Annotated in this window: 10 protein-coding genes; all 10 read right to left on the bottom strand. The window is 49.5% G+C overall.

Translation table 11 applies throughout. The features are described 5' to 3' along the window. Positions 1-9: 9 nt before the first annotated feature. Complete coding sequence (locus PsAD13_RS16020; protein WP_063307588.1) at positions 10-1,401, bottom strand: FAD-dependent oxidoreductase; 1,392 nt, start codon at positions 1,399-1,401, stop codon at positions 10-12. After that, positions 1,385-2,203: an FTR1 family protein gene (locus tag PsAD13_RS16015; RefSeq protein ID WP_063292490.1), complete on the bottom strand. Its 819-nt coding sequence runs from the start codon at positions 2,201-2,203 to the stop codon at positions 1,385-1,387. The genes PsAD13_RS16020 and PsAD13_RS16015 overlap by 17 nt, the downstream gene beginning before the upstream one ends. Continuing rightward, positions 2,203-5,613: a multiheme c-type cytochrome gene (locus PsAD13_RS16010; RefSeq protein ID WP_084404732.1), complete on the bottom strand. Its 3,411-nt coding sequence runs from the start codon at positions 5,611-5,613 to the stop codon at positions 2,203-2,205. The genes PsAD13_RS16015 and PsAD13_RS16010 overlap by 1 nt, the downstream gene beginning before the upstream one ends. Positions 5,614-5,755: 142 nt before the next feature. Continuing rightward, complete coding sequence (locus PsAD13_RS16005) at positions 5,756-7,789, bottom strand: hypothetical protein (RefSeq protein ID WP_063318801.1); 2,034 nt, start codon at positions 7,787-7,789, stop codon at positions 5,756-5,758. A gap of 316 nt (positions 7,790-8,105) precedes the next feature. Further along, positions 8,106-8,864 carry an ATP-binding cassette domain-containing protein gene (locus PsAD13_RS16000; protein WP_063318800.1) on the bottom strand — a complete coding sequence of 253 codons (759 nt, stop codon included), beginning with the start codon at positions 8,862-8,864 and terminating at the stop codon, positions 8,106-8,108. Further along, positions 8,861-9,820 (bottom strand): iron chelate uptake ABC transporter family permease subunit, encoded by a 960-nt coding sequence (locus PsAD13_RS15995; RefSeq protein WP_063318799.1) that lies wholly within the window; start codon positions 9,818-9,820, stop codon positions 8,861-8,863. The genes PsAD13_RS16000 and PsAD13_RS15995 overlap by 4 nt, the downstream gene beginning before the upstream one ends. Beyond that, positions 9,795-10,748 (bottom strand): iron chelate uptake ABC transporter family permease subunit, encoded by a 954-nt coding sequence (locus PsAD13_RS15990; protein WP_063318798.1) that lies wholly within the window; start codon positions 10,746-10,748, stop codon positions 9,795-9,797. Before PsAD13_RS15990 ends, PsAD13_RS15995 begins: the two co-directional genes overlap by 26 nt. A 59-nt stretch (positions 10,749-10,807) precedes the next feature. After that, positions 10,808-11,716 carry a siderophore ABC transporter substrate-binding protein gene (locus PsAD13_RS15985; RefSeq protein WP_063318797.1) on the bottom strand — a complete coding sequence of 303 codons (909 nt, stop codon included), beginning with the start codon at positions 11,714-11,716 and terminating at the stop codon, positions 10,808-10,810. Between the two features lie 156 nt (positions 11,717-11,872). Beyond that, the gene (locus PsAD13_RS15980) at positions 11,873-13,429 is read right to left on the bottom strand and encodes an alpha/beta hydrolase-fold protein (RefSeq protein ID WP_208986669.1); all 1,557 of its coding nucleotides are present in this window, start codon (positions 13,427-13,429) and stop codon (positions 11,873-11,875) included. Between the two features lie 108 nt (positions 13,430-13,537). Continuing rightward, complete coding sequence (locus PsAD13_RS15975) at positions 13,538-15,574, bottom strand: TonB-dependent receptor (protein WP_063318795.1); 2,037 nt, start codon at positions 15,572-15,574, stop codon at positions 13,538-13,540. Between the last annotated feature and the right edge of the window lie 29 nt (positions 15,575-15,603).

Genomic DNA, 15,603 nt, shown 5'->3' with positions numbered 1-15,603 from the left:
ACTGGTCTCCTAAGCCACACTTTCCGTTTCAATAACGGTTCTTTCACTACGATGCTCATAGATGGTAGAGCGCTGATCCTTTTCGCTAATCAACGCATCAGCAGCCATCTGCCCCATCTCCATAGAGGTGTCTGTGAAGATGTAGCGGAAGGTACCTTGCCGCCCACACTGGATCAGATTTTGAAACTGATTGAGGTGGGCAATTGCGTTAGCACGGTTCTTCTCATATCCCACTGTCATCAGCGGATAGGCCTGCCGCTGATAAGTAGAGAAGTATTCACCTGTGGCTGCTGCGCTATTGATGCCAAGCTTATTCAAGACACCACACGCTTGAGCAAACATCTGCTGGTTGTCCATCTCCCACAGTTCGCTCCCCGGGTCGCATGGGATCTCTAACATTGCAGAGGTGTGCCCCTTGGGAGCCATGAACGGTGAGCGTCGTTTTGGCTCCTGCAATCGCGTTGCTATTATGTCGGGATCTGACAGATACTGCCATGTGCAGTCTGAGAGGTTGTCCATTTCAAGAGGCATATTAAAGAACCGCAATCCTCTGAATGCTAACGCACTCTCGCCACCTGTCATGTTAACCATGTAAGGCAAGGAGAGCGTGGAGAGCACAGCATCTGCTGGATAGGAAGAGCCCCCTGCTTTCACGGCACTAATTTTATTTGCTGCGTAGTCAAAGCCATCGACAGCTGCATCAAAGATAATCTCGCCGCCAAGCGCTTCAACCTTTTGGGCCATGCGTTCAAAAATGGCACCAAATCCATACTTAGGGTAGCGATAGCTTCTGGCATAGGTGCGAGGGGTGTCGTTCCCGATTGGCAAAAGTCGTTTGGCAACATCTTTCAAGTCCAACAGACTTATGCGTTGACCAGCCCAGTCTGCGGACAGGTCGACCGGATCCATACCCCAGAGTTTAGCTGTGTATCCTTCAAAGAAGTTTTTATAGAGCGTCTTACCGAACCGACTGGTGATCCATGTTGCGAAGTTATCGTCCATGGGCTTACCGAATGGCAAAAGTGCCAAGTCTTTTACCGCACCAACCAATAATGAGGCTGGCGCCGTTTTCAGGATGTTGCCCATGGCTAATGGATAATCGTAGGTACGATCCTGAAAGCGAATGACGCTTTTGCGTTGGCTGGTCAACAGGTCATCGCCAACCAGCTCTTCAACCAGTTTTAGCAATTGCGCGTTGTGAGTGATAAAGCGGTGGCCGCCGTAGTCAAAGCGATAGGTCCCATGGCGACCTTCAAACGTTGTTGTGCCGCTTTGGCCCCCTTCTTTTGAAGCCTTTTCAAGCACGGTGACCTGAATACCAGCTTCCAGCAAGCGGATTGCTGCTGTCAGACCAGCAGGCCCCGCCCCCAACACCAAAACATGTTCAGGCTTTTTGAGCATAGCCGCGGCTCCAGAAACTCAGGAATAGTCCAAGATAAAGTACCCAGCTCGTAAACTGGATCAGCGTTGGCGACGCGTTGTACCCAAACAGCGCCCGCATGAAAGTGCCAAAGGTGCCCTGATCATCCAAAATAAACGAGATGTTGAAGATCTGCTCCATCAAAATCGGAACAACATCAATCGCCTGCAGCATATTGATGGCAGACGAGAACAATCCGGCTGCGATGATAATGATCAGCAAGCTGGTGTATTTGAAGAACGGAGCAATCGGAACTTCGCGGGTGCCACGCATCATAATCCAAACCAGCAGGATGGATGCAACAAGACCGATAGTTGCCCCAATCAGACCGTTCTCCAATGTCACGCCCTGCCCTGAATACATGAGAGCAGAGAAAAACAATACGGTCTCAAACCCTTCTCGCAGCACCGCAATGAACGCAAGAAACACCATGCCCCACAGGTTGCCCGAGGAGATGTGGAATTCCAGTTTCTTTTTTACATGGTCGACCTGTGCCTTGGCCTGTTTATGCATCCAGATCGCCATGTAGCTCAGCACCAGCGTGGCGAAAAGTAGAATGAAGATCATCAGCAGGTGCTGATAGTGTTGATTGGAAAACTGGTCAATCACCACCTGGAAAACAAAGGCCAACGCCAGTGATACGATCAATCCAAGTACAACACCAAGATAGACGTATTTATTGAAATGCCGCACGCCAAGTTTGTGCATGTAAGACAGGATGATGCCAACCAACAGAAAGGCTTCCAGCCCTTCGCGAAATGTGATCAGAAAACTGGCAAACATTATGGCCGCTCCAGTGTTTGAGTAAGTTCAGCCATAACAACAGCTTCTGGATTTGGTAGATCTGGGTAGGATTGGCGTACTGCATCGGTCACCCACTGCGGATAGATGCGGAACATCATCTTTACTTCCACGCTGAGCGGATAAGTAGCTTCTTTTGGCAATGCGAAGGCTTCATCCCGGTAACCATTCGCTGGGATCTTGGTATCTTTCAGCATTTTTTCATAACGCCAGAAGAGCAGGCCGACGGGCTTGCCATCCTTGTCGCCAAAGACCTTCTGGAACATACGAGCATCGGTTGGTACGACGCCCTTACCATCCATCTTGCCATCTTCCAGAACAACCTTGCCACTTGCGTCTTTCACGGTCACATCCAGCCAAAGCTGACGAAAGTCAGCAACGCCGGTTGGTAAGGCATGCCCTGCTCCAACATTTTTAACACGAACGATCAGTTTTCCGTTTTCGTCGATGTAGCTTTCCAACTCAGCAGCAGTTCGCAAAAGCTCAATGCTCATGTCTGAGAGCTTCTTATTGCGCAGGCCGACAAGATGGTGGTTGGCACCCGTGAACTGATGTGTCACCACATTCTCTTTCACCTTGCCCTCATCTGTAGAAATGCCCGGGACATTCTCACCGATTTTCTGCACGTCTGCCATCATGTGACAACTAATACAAGTGCGGTTCTTGGAGGGATCTGCTGGATTGTTGTAGGAGGATTTTTCCCACTCACCGTAGGTGTTCACAATCACACTACCTGTGCCTGGAGCCACCTCATTATGGCAGGTGCTACACAGAGCAGAATCCTTGTAAAATGGCTGAGAGTACGACTTGGCATGCACTTCGGGCTTGGCGTTGATCTGACGGTTACCCACCCAGTGCAGCAGTGCGTTGTCGTTGTCTTCAAAGATATACTTTTCTCTATCTTTCACATTGACGGTAAAGCTGGCGTTGGTGCCTGCCGTCTGCCCCATGGCTGCTTCAATACGAGTGATACGATGGCAGAATAAGCAGCCCGTGCCCTCATCTGAATCCGGTACGCCCGTCTCAAGGGCTTCAAAGAGGCTGGCGCCGCCTTTCTCAAACATATGTCCTTCTTGCGGAACCGCCTTTGGCTCGGTGAACTGTTCTTGCGGCTCATGACAGCCAAGACACCATTTGCCAAAGTCCTTACCTTCCGTCTGTTCTGCAACGGATTTCACGACCATGAAGTATGGGTTAGATTCTCCCATCAGACGGTGGTTTGAATCTGCCCATTGCTCAAACATGTCAGAATGGCAGGACGCACAGGCGGCTGAGTTCACCCAATCTTTCTCATGTAGAATCTTACGATCATCATCAAGGCGTATCCAACTTGCATTCAGCGGTAAGTTTCCACGTGACGTGATGAAAGCTTGCAGAGCCTCCATATCGCGTTTGACCGGTTCTGACGGTTCATCCGGATTGATCTGCAAGGCTCCATCACGGTCATCATGGCCCATACCACCTTGCGTCTTCTGCATGATGCGCAAGTAGTCACCAACGAAGTTACCGGAGATCATATTGTTTAAATTGTCGTGGCCAATTGTGGCGCGGTCAAACTTCTTGGTTGGTGTGGATCGATAAAGATAGCCATTGGTGAAGTTGAAGCCATCCACGTGGCAACTCTGACAGCTCATCCAAAAGTCACCAGTGGTCGGCGTTAGTTTTGAATCATCTGTGTTGCCGCTGTTGAAAAGGGTCTTACCTCTGCGTAGCTTGGCCTCAACCGGATCGCTCTGCACCAGTGGCACTGGAGCTTGCTCACTCAGAGTGACGCGCGCAAACGGGCCGTCCCCACCTCTCTTCAGCGCTACAAGATCAAGCGTCATCGCGTTTTGTACGAAGATGTCCTGCCCCGAAACAACCAACCCGCGCGGATTGTTGCCCGGAATGTGGCGAAAGATCTGCATGACTTTTGCCCCACCTTGGTTCAGTTTGCCCTTGCGGCGCGCTCTGCGCTTCTTCTTGCTGGTCAGGGCTGTTCTGCGGGTCAGATCAAAGACCATCAAGTCTTCGCTGCCAGACAATGTCACGTAGACCTTTTTACCGTCCTGGGAGAATGCAGCATCATGAGGGTTTGAAACAATGCGGGTGCGATTGTTGGTATCGATAATATTGATTTGCTTGAAGAGGTGCTTGCGGCGCTCAGCAACTTCTTTCTCTTGCCCTTGTTCAAGGCTCAACAATGAGACACTCGGAAACACGGTGGATTGAAACTGGAAAGGACGATCAAAGTTCCAAAGAACGTGTGGCAACCAGGCCTCGCTCTCATCCGGGCTTACTGCAATATCATCGAGAATGCGCGGGACACCCTGCGAAACAGCTTCGTCGTTGTCCTGAGTTTCAACCAAACTGATCGTCTTCAGAAATGTAAGCTTACCCCCTGAGGTATCCCAAATGGAGACCTTGCCAACCATGGCATGCGTTACGATCAGACGACCATCACTGAGCAAAGCAAGACCACGCGGGGTCTCTTCGCTGTCGATTTCCTGAGTGATGCCTTGTCTCGGATCAACTGCAATGATCTTGTGCGCTTCAAACAATGAAACCCAGAACAGGTTGTTGATCTTGTCATAGATAATGCCAAATGGACGATAGTCAGTCTTGAACTCAGAGAGAACTTTGCTTGTGTTCAGATCAATGAAAACCACACGGTCACCCGTGTAGTCCGTTACACCTGCAATATGCTGTTTTTCATCCAACGCGATGCGGCGTAACTCACCACCGATCTTGATCTCTTGCAGCACTTTGCTAGAGCTGCGGTCAACAACAGTGACACTGCCTGCATCAAAGTTTGCTGAGATGAGTTTTGTGCCCTCACTACTGAGAACAAGGGAGCTACTTTCAACGGCAGCATAGGCTGGCATCATGAGTGCGACCAGCGCTAGAAGAAACGGGAAGATCCAAGCTGCAACCTTAACCATCGAATAGCGCTTGGCATGGTGAAACACCAATAACGAAACCGGCAGTGCTGGAACCAGATGGAGCCAATATGCGACCTGCCCCATCATGTTGCCGCGATTGCCAAAAAACGCGAGATAAATGCCACTGAGAACCAACAGTACCAGGGCAATCTCAATCATCTGGCCTGTTCTACGAAGAAACGGGCGTCCGTTCTTCTTGATCAGGTCACGATGAGAAAACCAGAATGGAAGAACAAACAATGGAAAGAGGATAAGGGAGACAATGAAATGGATGGCAAGTGAAGGTTGGATGAGCTGCCAAGGAAGGCCAACAACATCCCACAGCATCAACCCACTGATAGTGAGGAAGTAAAGCACAAATTCAGCATGTTTGCTCTTGTAACCGAGACGCTTCCAGAACAATTCTATTGCGCTGGGTTGTGCTGGCTTAGGTCCATTGACTGGTACGCTATTCTTGCTTGCATCATCCATGACTGCGGATCGATTCTTCGTCAGATTATTATGATTGTTGTCTCTATAGTCAAATGCGAATGCTTCGCATTTGACTTAGGTTAACAGGCAGAAGAAGCCGGGATGTTTTACACCCCGGCTGTTTCAAATCGCGGTAAACTACTTATTTTACAGCAAAAACTTTGACCTTACCGGCCATCACCATAGCTGTGCCAGCTTGCACAATCTGCGGAACACCATCTGCATCCGTGTCCAGATCTTCACTACCAGCTACAACGTTTTCGCCACTGTCTCCCAGCCATTCAGCAAGCTGCATGCCCTCGTTCACATTGCGACCGTTAATGACAGTGCGGAACCAGCCTTCATAGCGTTGCGTCAGGCTTGCCAGGTCCAATAGAGGTTCATTCTCCCCTTCACTGTTGCGCAGAATAAGCATTGCACTACGCAGTCCAGCACTGATTGCAGCAGCGGTGTATGGTGTGTGCTCAGTTGGTTGGCCTGGCACAGAAGCGTATGTGCCAATCGTCTTGTCATACATCTTCGCTTCAATGGTCAGGAACAGCTTACGTGCTGCTTCTTTGTAGCTCTCATCCTTTGTTGCAAGGAATGCCGAGGTTAACCCATGAACAACAGCGAACTGCGTACCCAGGCTTTGCTCCGTGCTCGCGCCTTTACCAGTCTCAAACCCATCAACTGCAAGGCCATTTTCAGAGATCAAATTCTTCAGAATAAAATCTGCCTGCGCTTTAATCAATTCGAGCGCCCGCTTGCCGCGTGCAGTTTCTAGGCTCTCACCCGCATCAGCGGAGGCATAACCAACGGCCAGTGCATCCTGAGAACGCTGAAAAATGTTCAGGGCCTGAAGAGCATATGCCGCATCATAAGTGGTAACTTTGGAGCCCTGCTTGCCATCATAACGATCAACCAGAGTGCCCGCTTCTTTGTTGAAGTGCAGCGCATCAAGGTTTTTGAAAGTAGCGTTTGTGAGAACACTTGCAGCGGAGAAGACATCATCAGAAGCAATGTCATTCACCAGGTCATTGTCTTTGTTCAGGTCAGCAGCTGCAGCAAATGGTGCACCGTCAAACACGGCGATAAAAGCCGGGTTCTGGTTTGTGTTTGCAGTACGTTGGTCGCTATATGCGTAAATCTCAGAAAGCGGCCACAACATCAACCATGTGTCACGCAGAGTGGATGCTCCGTCGATGACTTTCAAAGACCCAATGGCTTTCACGGTGTTCTCGGTCTTTTCAGTCACAGCGACCTTGCGCGGGAACCAGATTGGGCCCTGTGCTGGATCATAAGACGCGGTCAGCTTTGCGCCAAGCATCTTACCGTCATAACCAAACTGATCACGTAGTGTTATCATACGGTCATTGAGCATTTCAGTTAGAATAACGCCGTTAAAGCCATCTGCCGTGGATACTCCGAGCGCGTGTACGCCATCCTGATCCATGACAGAACTTTCAGCCTCAACTTCCAGATCCTCTGCTATTGTGTGCATACCGCCGAGGAAATCCTGTGCCCACATGACATCCTTCAGCATGATGCCTGCCGCAGCTCCGGGATTGAAAGACTTGTCCATGCCTTCCTCTTTCCAGGAGAGCGAAGCATAATCGCGGAAGTACGCTGGAATATCGATTTTTACTGTTTTAGATTTTCCGTGAGCGGTCAGAATATCCGCCTCATCGCTGGAGACGACAGAACTGTCAATTGCCTGACCAAATTCAGGAAGCGCTGAGATGTATGGGAAGGTGATCGGGTACATGTTGAGCGGAATTTCTTCCACTGGGAAGGCAACAGATCCGGCCAGTTCAATCACGCGTTTGCCAAGGCTTTCAAGTGAACCGTCACGTGCTTTGTTTAGTGGACCGTTTACGATATGTGGGCCCATCTTAGACTGATAATTGACCGCATACATAGCCTCCTCAGAGTATTCATAACTCTCAATGCCGGCTGCATAATCAAAAGCGGTTGGCTGATTGACGAGATTTGGGTCCAGAACATCCAGATCCAGCCCCAGACCTTCCGCTAAAGGTTCGCCAGAAAGCTCAAACTCTGTGTAAGCCAGGAAACCACCCGCTGGATCAAAGATTTTGTCTAAAACCTCGACTTTAACTTCAGTAGAACCTGCAAGAGCTGTAGAGCTGATTGCCACTGCTGATACGAATGATAGAAGTGCTGTTTTATTCAACATGCTTAAACTCGGAATCTCTTTTGAGGGGATAGCCCAACATGAGCAAACTTCCCCTATCCCCCTCCAATGCAATAGGATCACCAGGGCAAAACTGGCGCCTTCTCGCAATTGAGAATGATTTGCAATCCGAGAAATAGAAAACAGAACACCTTTCGCAAATGACAAAAGTCAAATATGATTTGAATATTCATGTTTTATAATTATTCAAAAAATCAAAGAGTTATATGGAATAGTGACTACGCTGCATATTCTAACTATTTGCACATTTCACCATTCTCAAAGCCGAAACAATTCGTTAAGTCCTAAAGAGCACTGCCTATAAATGATGTAAGGCCACGAGTTGTCCCTGGTGTTGGGTTACTTTGATTTCCATTGAGTAGAGGGTCTGCAGTGCTTTTGTTTCCAGAACATCCTGCGGTGTTCCGTGGATGGCGAGAGCCCCGTCTTTCAGGGCGATGATTTCATTTGCGTAGGCTCCGGCGTAGTTGATGTCGTGGAGGACGATGACAAAAGAGCGTTTGCCTGTGTCTGCTATCTCGCGCAGGCGCTTCATGAGGCTGCGGGCGTAGTACATATCAAGATTGTTAAGAGGTTCATCCAGTAGGAGGTACTTTGTCTCCTGACAAAATGCCATTGCGACCAGTGCTCGTTGTTTTTGGCCGCCGGAGACTTCATCAATGAACCGGTCAGACATAGTTTGCAGATCAAAATAATCCAGAGCTTCATCTACCGCTCTATGATCTTTGGCTGTGGGGCGACCTTTGTGGTGCGGGTAGCGGCCAAATCCAACAAGATCCCGCAGAGACATACGACTGCTGAGTGCATTATCTTGTCTTAAGATAGCAAGGGTCTTTGCAAGTTCTCTGGTGGGTGTTTGAGACACTGATTGGCCATCAAACGAGATGGAACCTGTCTGGAGTGGCTGCAAGCGGGCCATGAGGGACAAGAGCGTGGACTTCCCTGCCCCGTTTGGCCCAATCAAGGCTGTGATTCCGCTTTCTTTTATGGAAAGCGAGATGTTTTGAAGGATTTTGCTCTTTCCGTAACTATGAGAAACACCATTAATTTCAATCATCTCATTTTTCCTCGAAAGAGAAGCAGCAGGAAGAGAAGGCCGCCGAAGAATTCTACGGTAACGCTCAGGGTAGACTGGCTCTTCAAAATGCGTTCAAAGACCGTCTGGCCGCTGACGAGAATGAGTGCAGCGATCAGGATAGAGGCCGGCAGCAAAATACTGTGACGGTGGGTGTTCATGATAAAATGGGCAAGACTAGTCACCAACAAGCCAAAGAAAGCGACAGGACCGACCAAAGCTGTTGAGACAGAAACCAGAGTGGCGACGAGGATCAGAACAGCGAAGCTTGCCCGCTCATAGTTTACGCCTAAATTGATCGCATTGCTGCGTCCCAGTGCGATAACATCGAGGCTGTATCTAAGCCGCCAAATGATAAGGCAACATGCTGAAACGAGCAGGATGCTGAGGCCGAGCAAGTCTTTGTCTACGCTGGAAAATTGAGCAAAACTTGCACCTTGCAAAATGGCGAAGTCGTTTGGATCGATAATCCTTTGCAGGAACCCTGTCAGACTTCGAAACAATACCCCGAAAATGATACCCACCAGAACCATACGATGAAGGTCCTGCCTGCCTTTTCCCATCACTGTTGAGAAGAGCAATACGGCTGCAAGCAACATAACACCTACTTCTGCGAGAAACTTGATTTGTCCATCAAGAGCGACGTAGGTGAACCCTCCGAGCATAAACACCAGCAGCGTTTGAACCAGCAAGTACAAAGCATCAAAACCCATGATGGAGGGCGTTAAGATGCGGTTCCCGCTGATGGTTTGGAACAGAAGTGTTGCAACAGAAATTGAGACTGACACCAGCAAAAGTGCGAGTAGTTTTGTTCCCCGGAAAACAAGCAGGAAACTCCAGCTGCCTTTAGCGCCAAGAGTCATGAAAGCGATGCAAGCAAGTGCCAGCAAAACGCTCAGGATAATGAGCTTTTTAGCGTGCATGAGCTGGTCTCGCATACAACAGATAGAGGAAAACGAAAGACCCGATGACGCCGAGTACCGTACCAACGGGTATCTCATAGGGGAAATGCACCAGACGTCCGATAAGATCGCATGCAAGCACCAGAAGCGCGCCGAGCACTGCGACCCACGGCAAGCTGGCCCGCAGGTTATCCCCCATCAACCGGCGGGCGATATTTGGCACGACCAGACCTACAAACGGGATCATGCCCACTGTGACAACAACCAAAGACGTTGAAAGTGCCAATATAAACAGGCCGACAATCACGACTTGCTTGTAATTGAGGCCCAGATTGATGCTGGCATCTTTGCCCATGCCAATGATGGTGAACTGATCAGCCACAACATAGGTGAGGATTGCCAGTACGCCACAAAGCCACAAGAGCTCATAGCGGCCACGTAAGATGCCGGAGAACTCTCCGCTCATCCATGTCCCCTGAAACTGCAGCATTTCTGTTTGAAAAGCGATGAAGATGGTCAAGGCTTCCACGATGCCGCTGAAGATCAAGCCAACGAGTGGCACGAGCAATGGAGATGTTACGGGCAATCTGGAGATCATCGCCAGGAAGACAGCCATGCCGATCATCGCTGTTATGGACGCGACAATCATCTTCACAATCAATGGGCTACCCGGATAAAGCAGTGTCACAAGCAAAATGCCCAGTGCTGCACTTTGAGCTGTGCCAACGCTGGAAGGCTCCACAAAGCTGTTTCGGGCAAGTATTTGCATGACAGCACCTGAAACAGCAAGGGATGCGCCTGTCAAAACAACTGCCAATGTGCGTGGGATTCTACTGATAAAAAAGAGGTCAATGTTCTGAGGGGTTTGCCACCAGTCAGAGATGGAGATCTCTTTGACACCAACGAATAAGCTGAAGCAGGAAAGCGCGAACAGAGCGACGATAGCAACGCCGATGTTTTTCATGGGACACCAAGGAAATGGCTAGAGCTGAGCAGCACGTGCCCAGCTCTTGGCGAGAACTATTATTTATTGAAGGCTTCGATCAGCTGATTGAAGATGCGCGTGGTTGCCTGATAACCACCTTGCGCGATGTAAGTTGCAGCCGGATCAAGATAGATCACCTGCCCCTTCTTCCATGCTGTCGTGCTGGCTACCAGTTCATTGTCCAGAACCTGACGGGCGTTTTCAGCATCACTACCGATCGCAGTTGCGCGATCCATCACAAGAAGCCAGTCAGGATTGGCCTTTTGAATATACTCGAAAGACACCGCTTCTCCATGAGACGCGACGGCAACCTCAGCCATTGCCGGTTCAATTTTCAGTTCATCATGGAACCAACCGAACCGTGAGCCCGGGCCGAATACAGAGACTTTGGGGCCATTGGTGAGAACAAACAGCGCCTTGCCCTTGTCTTTAACTGAAGCTTTCACTTGTTCTAGCAACCTGTTGTAATTGCTAGTAAGTTGCGCAGCTTCCTTTTGCTTGTTAAAGATCTTTCCGTAGGCTTCCAGATGCGCGAGCAGCGTTGCTGAAACCTCTGAAGAACTTGGTGTCATATCGATGGTTGGCGCGAGTTCAGACAATGGCTTTGCCTGTTTACTGGAACGGCCTCCAACGATGATCAGTTCAGGTTCAAGCGCATTGATTGCCTCGAAATCTGGCTCAAACAGAGTTCCGATGACGTCTGCCTCAGACTGAACGCCATCAAGGTAATCGACATACATTTTGTTGACGACGCCTGCTGGTTGAACACCAAGTGCATTCAGGTTGTCGACCGCTCCGATGTCAAACACAATCAGATTTTTGGGCTCAACAACGACGCTGGCTTTGCCATTTGCGGTGTTGATTTCGACCTGATCAGAAAGGGCTGGAGAAGTTGCGAGGGCGAGGCAAGCGAAAGCGGCAACCGATCTCGTTACACGATGAAACATTTCTAACTCCGTTGGATAGATGTCTCATGGCTTGGCATCAGAGCCTGGCTGTTGAGCTTTGTTTCTATCTAAAATCAAAAAATGAGGATGTCCAATAATACCTGAAGTTTACACTTAGATTTTTATGCAATTGCATCTAAACGGGATTTCAACCCGTCATGGAGCGCTCTTCCCGATCAAAGAAATAAGGCCATCACTGAGAATGGTTTGCCATGAGAATAAGTCGTGACCTGAAGCATAGGCTGCCAGCTTCACCTCATAATTCCTGGCAATCAAAACATCTCTAAGATGCTGATTAGACTGAAGTATCCCTCGATCTCGGCCACCTACACTCTTTTCAAAGAGCCCCGCGCTGAGAAAAAACCGGATATCTTGACGGGGAGTATTTGCAATGAGGTTCGCGACGTAATTCTCGTCATTCTCCTCTGAGTACCAGTAGGATCCGGAGATGGAGAGAACTTTTCCAAAGTGTTGCGGATAGCGCAGAGCGATGGTGCTGGACGCAAGGCCACCAAAGCTGGAGCCTGCCAAAATGGTTCTTTCTGGTGTCGCGGATATGCCAAGCTCTGCCTCTGCAAATGGCAATAGTTCTTCCGCCACAAACGCAGCGAACCGAGCGTTGTTAGGAAGCTCCTGAGTTCGTGTTTTTGAATCTATATGAGATATAAATACGGCTGCTAATGGCGGAATTGCGCCGTCTGCGACCATGTTATCCAGAATGTCCGGAGCCGGGATACGGCCATTATAGTGCTCTGCGTCAAACATAATGAGCAGCGAAGCGGTTGCTTTTGATGTTTCATAGCCGGCGGAACGGTATAGCCAGATATCGCGTTTGTTCCCAAGGCCTTTGCTCTCAATCTTGGAATGTGTGACCTGACCTTTTGCGGCAGTCTGATTGCCGAGAAAATGGCCAGGTTCAGCTGCTGGCAAAAGCACCGTAGAGTGTTGATTGTAAGGATCGATTGCGTCTGCTGGCCAAGGGTGCTTGTTGAGCGGGTCTGCTGCCAGAGTTGCCAGAATCGCTCTCCGTCGTTCCATCCAAGTGCCTGAAATCACCGGCACATCAACAGCAAGTTGATAGGAAAGCCGCGTGGTGTTGGGAACGACAAATGATTTGAACCAGACGTCACTGCCTGCAAGCTGCTCAAGCTCTTCATGATTGCTTGTTGGGGCACCAAGGAGGCGGACACCAGTTCTGGCGCCTCTGGCAAGAAATGTCAGGACACTCTTGTTGTTCCCGTTGTCTTCAATGAGCGGCGTGCCTTTTTGTTCAATCTCAGTCCAGAAGACATCTGTTGAGTTGCCTGATTTTAGGTGACTTGCAAGGTTGGCAATACGCGGGCTAAGGTATTCATTTTGTTCTATATTCTGATGCTCAGTACCAACTTGTTTGATGATAGACAGCGTGTAGTGCCCGGTTTCAATTGCAGAGACTTTAAGATTGATTGGTGTATCCTCTACGACGAGCAAGAATGGTGAACGGCCAGCGTTTGAAGAAGCAAACCTGCGGATATGAGCACCAGTCAATCGGTTGATACTGTCCAGGTTAAACCGGCCAGAGTTCACTTGCCAGCCAAGCTCGATATAGTCGCCGGTTTCCGCCTGCAGCTCAAAGACTTCCTCCCGGCCTTGCTGAAGAAACCGTGTTTCAGTCGTACTTTCCGTTTTTGAAAGGTCGAGTGCTGACCCTGAAGACACAGTTTGAGACATCATAAAAACCACTAAGCTGATTATCGTTTTCTTAAATGAAAACATAGTGATACACCTCTACGCATTGAAGGTGAGCGTGGGCCCACCTCCTTGCTCCTTCATTATTGGAAATCAGAAACGAGTGGTGCCTGAGATGAAGTAGCGGCGACCGTCAACATTGAATTCATCCCAATCCGTTTTCAGGATTTGATTGTCAGCAATGTTTAGAACGCCAGCGCGCAACGTGAAGTTTTCATTGACGTCATAGCGACCTGTGAAATCAGCTGTGATGTAACCGTCTACTTTGCGGGCAAATGCCATGTCACCGTTGGCGGGAACCGAGGTGTATTGTTCGCCTACGTAGTTGGCAGATAACGCGAAACTGAATTTTTCACTGAAATTGTAATCCAGTTTAACGTTTGCAGTATGCTCTGGCTGGAAGGCAAGCGGTGCATCGTTGGCGCTTGTGTTTTTTGCATCCAGATAGGTGTAGTTGGCAGAGACAGTCAGCTCATCTGTTGGACGCAAGGTCAGGTTGGCTTCTATCCCCATTGTGCGAGCTTCTTCAATGTTTTCAAACTTGAAGATCGGTTTGCCATCTGCAGTGAGACCAACATAGTTGGAATAGGTCTGAGCAACAGCAACATCAGCTGTTCTGGCAGGTGGAAACTGGATCATGTCTTTGATAGTATTATGGAAACCGGTTAGCCCTGCACTCCATTTTGCTTCGTCATATTTGAAGCCAACCTCAAAACTGCTGCCCAGTTCCGGGTTCAAATCTTCAGCACCTTCTAAGAAACAATCCCCTCCGCATGAGACCTGTTTCCAGTTGGGGGACATTTGCAGCAAGGTTGGGGCTTTGAAGGATGAGGACCAGCCGCCTTTGAATGTCAGGGCTTGTGTGAGGTGATAAACACCGTAAACGCGGGGGCTGGCGTTCCAGCCGAATTTTTCGTGTTTGTCCAGACGGCCTCCGAGTGTGACCTCAAAATCCTCTGTGATTTCAAGACGGTCTTCAATGAAGGCTGCGGCTTGCCAGAGGGAACTGTCTGATCCGCCCTCGCCTACAAGCACATACTTGTCTTCGAGGGATTGATGTTGGTAAGTCGCGCCGACGGTGATGAAGTTCGGGACCAGAAGATCTGCGTCAAAGCTGACTTTGCCATCGCCATTGAAGTTATAGGCTGTGTTCGGCATGTCTTCGCCAGCGGCGTTTCCGTGGCCGTAGGAGTTGTCGATACGGTCACCAAAGACACGCAGCTCAGTCTCACCAAACTCGTAGGAGCCGTGATGAGTTATGCCCGCTGAGTATCTGTCCAATGTTGTCTTATCGTGTGCGCGCTTGCTGTAACCTGCGTTGAAATCAACGGAATTTTCTTGGTTTACATCCCAGGTCACAGTCGTATCAACGTGCTTGTTATCACTCTTGGCAAAGCCTGCATTGGCGCGCCCGCTTGCGCTGTCGGGGTTCAGAGTGCTTGAATCTTTGCGGCGAAAATCCCAGCTGCCGTAGGTTCGCATGAAGAGTTTGTCTTTGAGGATTGGACCAGAAAGATTGAAACCCGTACGGCCATAATCACCGGATTTGCGGTTTTCCTGAAGGGTATATTCGTTGGTAAGTGAGCCGTGCCACTCTTCAGTTTCCTTCTTGGTGATGATGTTGACAACACCACCGATGGCATCTGACCCGTAGAGTGAGGACATAGGACCGCGAACGATTTCAATACGTTCGACGGCTTCCAGTGGAACCCAGCCGGAATCGTAGTCATTTCCGCGGAAGGCGTTTGGAGCGGAGGTGACGCGTTTTCCATCTATCAGGAACAATGTGTAATTCTCGTTCAGTCCGCGGATTTGCACTTTGCTTTGATTACCAGCTCTGTTGAACGTGAGACCTTCTACACTTTCCAGAAGGGAACGAACGTCGCGAGCCCCCTGATTTTCCAAGTCTTCTGCGGTGATAACGGAGATACTTGCAGGTGCGTTCTTGTAGGTCACTTCAGAAGCTGAGGCTGTGACGACCACTTCATCCAGCAGTTTATTCTCCTGAGCGGACGCCGCTGATGCGCAAGTCAGCGCGGTTGAAACCAATAAGAGGTTTAGTGCGTTCATTTGCGTTTTTTGCGTGAAACGGGCGTTCTTAAGTGCTCTATCAACGTCGCGGCTAGACATCGAAACATTCTCCAATCGTATCCGCACGA

It is taken from the genome of Pseudovibrio sp. Ad13 (assembly GCF_001623225.1).
Lineage (GTDB): Bacteria > Pseudomonadota > Alphaproteobacteria > Rhizobiales > Stappiaceae > Pseudovibrio.
Note: the sequence above shows the minus strand (reverse complement) of the source record. Positions and strands in the feature narration are given on the sequence as shown.

Excerpts from the sequence above, each read along its gene's own strand:
- PsAD13_RS16020 (WP_063307588.1), bottom strand. The coding sequence starts at position 1,401 with ATGCTCAAAAAGCCTGAACATGTTTTGGTGTTGGGGGCGGGGCCTGCT.
- PsAD13_RS16015 (WP_063292490.1), bottom strand. The coding sequence starts at position 2,203 with ATGTTTGCCAGTTTTCTGATCACATTTCGCGAAGGGCTGGAAGCCTTT.
- PsAD13_RS16010 (WP_084404732.1), bottom strand. The coding sequence starts at position 5,613 with ATGGATGATGCAAGCAAGAATAGCGTACCAGTCAATGGACCTAAGCCA.
- PsAD13_RS16005 (WP_063318801.1), bottom strand. The coding sequence starts at position 7,789 with ATGTTGAATAAAACAGCACTTCTATCATTCGTATCAGCAGTGGCAATC.
- PsAD13_RS16000 (WP_063318800.1), bottom strand. The coding sequence starts at position 8,864 with ATGATTGAAATTAATGGTGTTTCTCATAGTTACGGAAAGAGCAAAATC.
- PsAD13_RS15995 (WP_063318799.1), bottom strand. The coding sequence starts at position 9,820 with ATGCGAGACCAGCTCATGCACGCTAAAAAGCTCATTATCCTGAGCGTT.
- PsAD13_RS15990 (WP_063318798.1), bottom strand. The coding sequence starts at position 10,748 with ATGAAAAACATCGGCGTTGCTATCGTCGCTCTGTTCGCGCTTTCCTGC.
- PsAD13_RS15985 (WP_063318797.1), bottom strand. The coding sequence starts at position 11,716 with ATGTTTCATCGTGTAACGAGATCGGTTGCCGCTTTCGCTTGCCTCGCC.
- PsAD13_RS15980 (WP_208986669.1), bottom strand. The coding sequence starts at position 13,429 with ATGATGTCTCAAACTGTGTCTTCAGGGTCAGCACTCGACCTTTCAAAA.
- PsAD13_RS15975 (WP_063318795.1), bottom strand. The coding sequence starts at position 15,574 with ATGTCTAGCCGCGACGTTGATAGAGCACTTAAGAACGCCCGTTTCACG.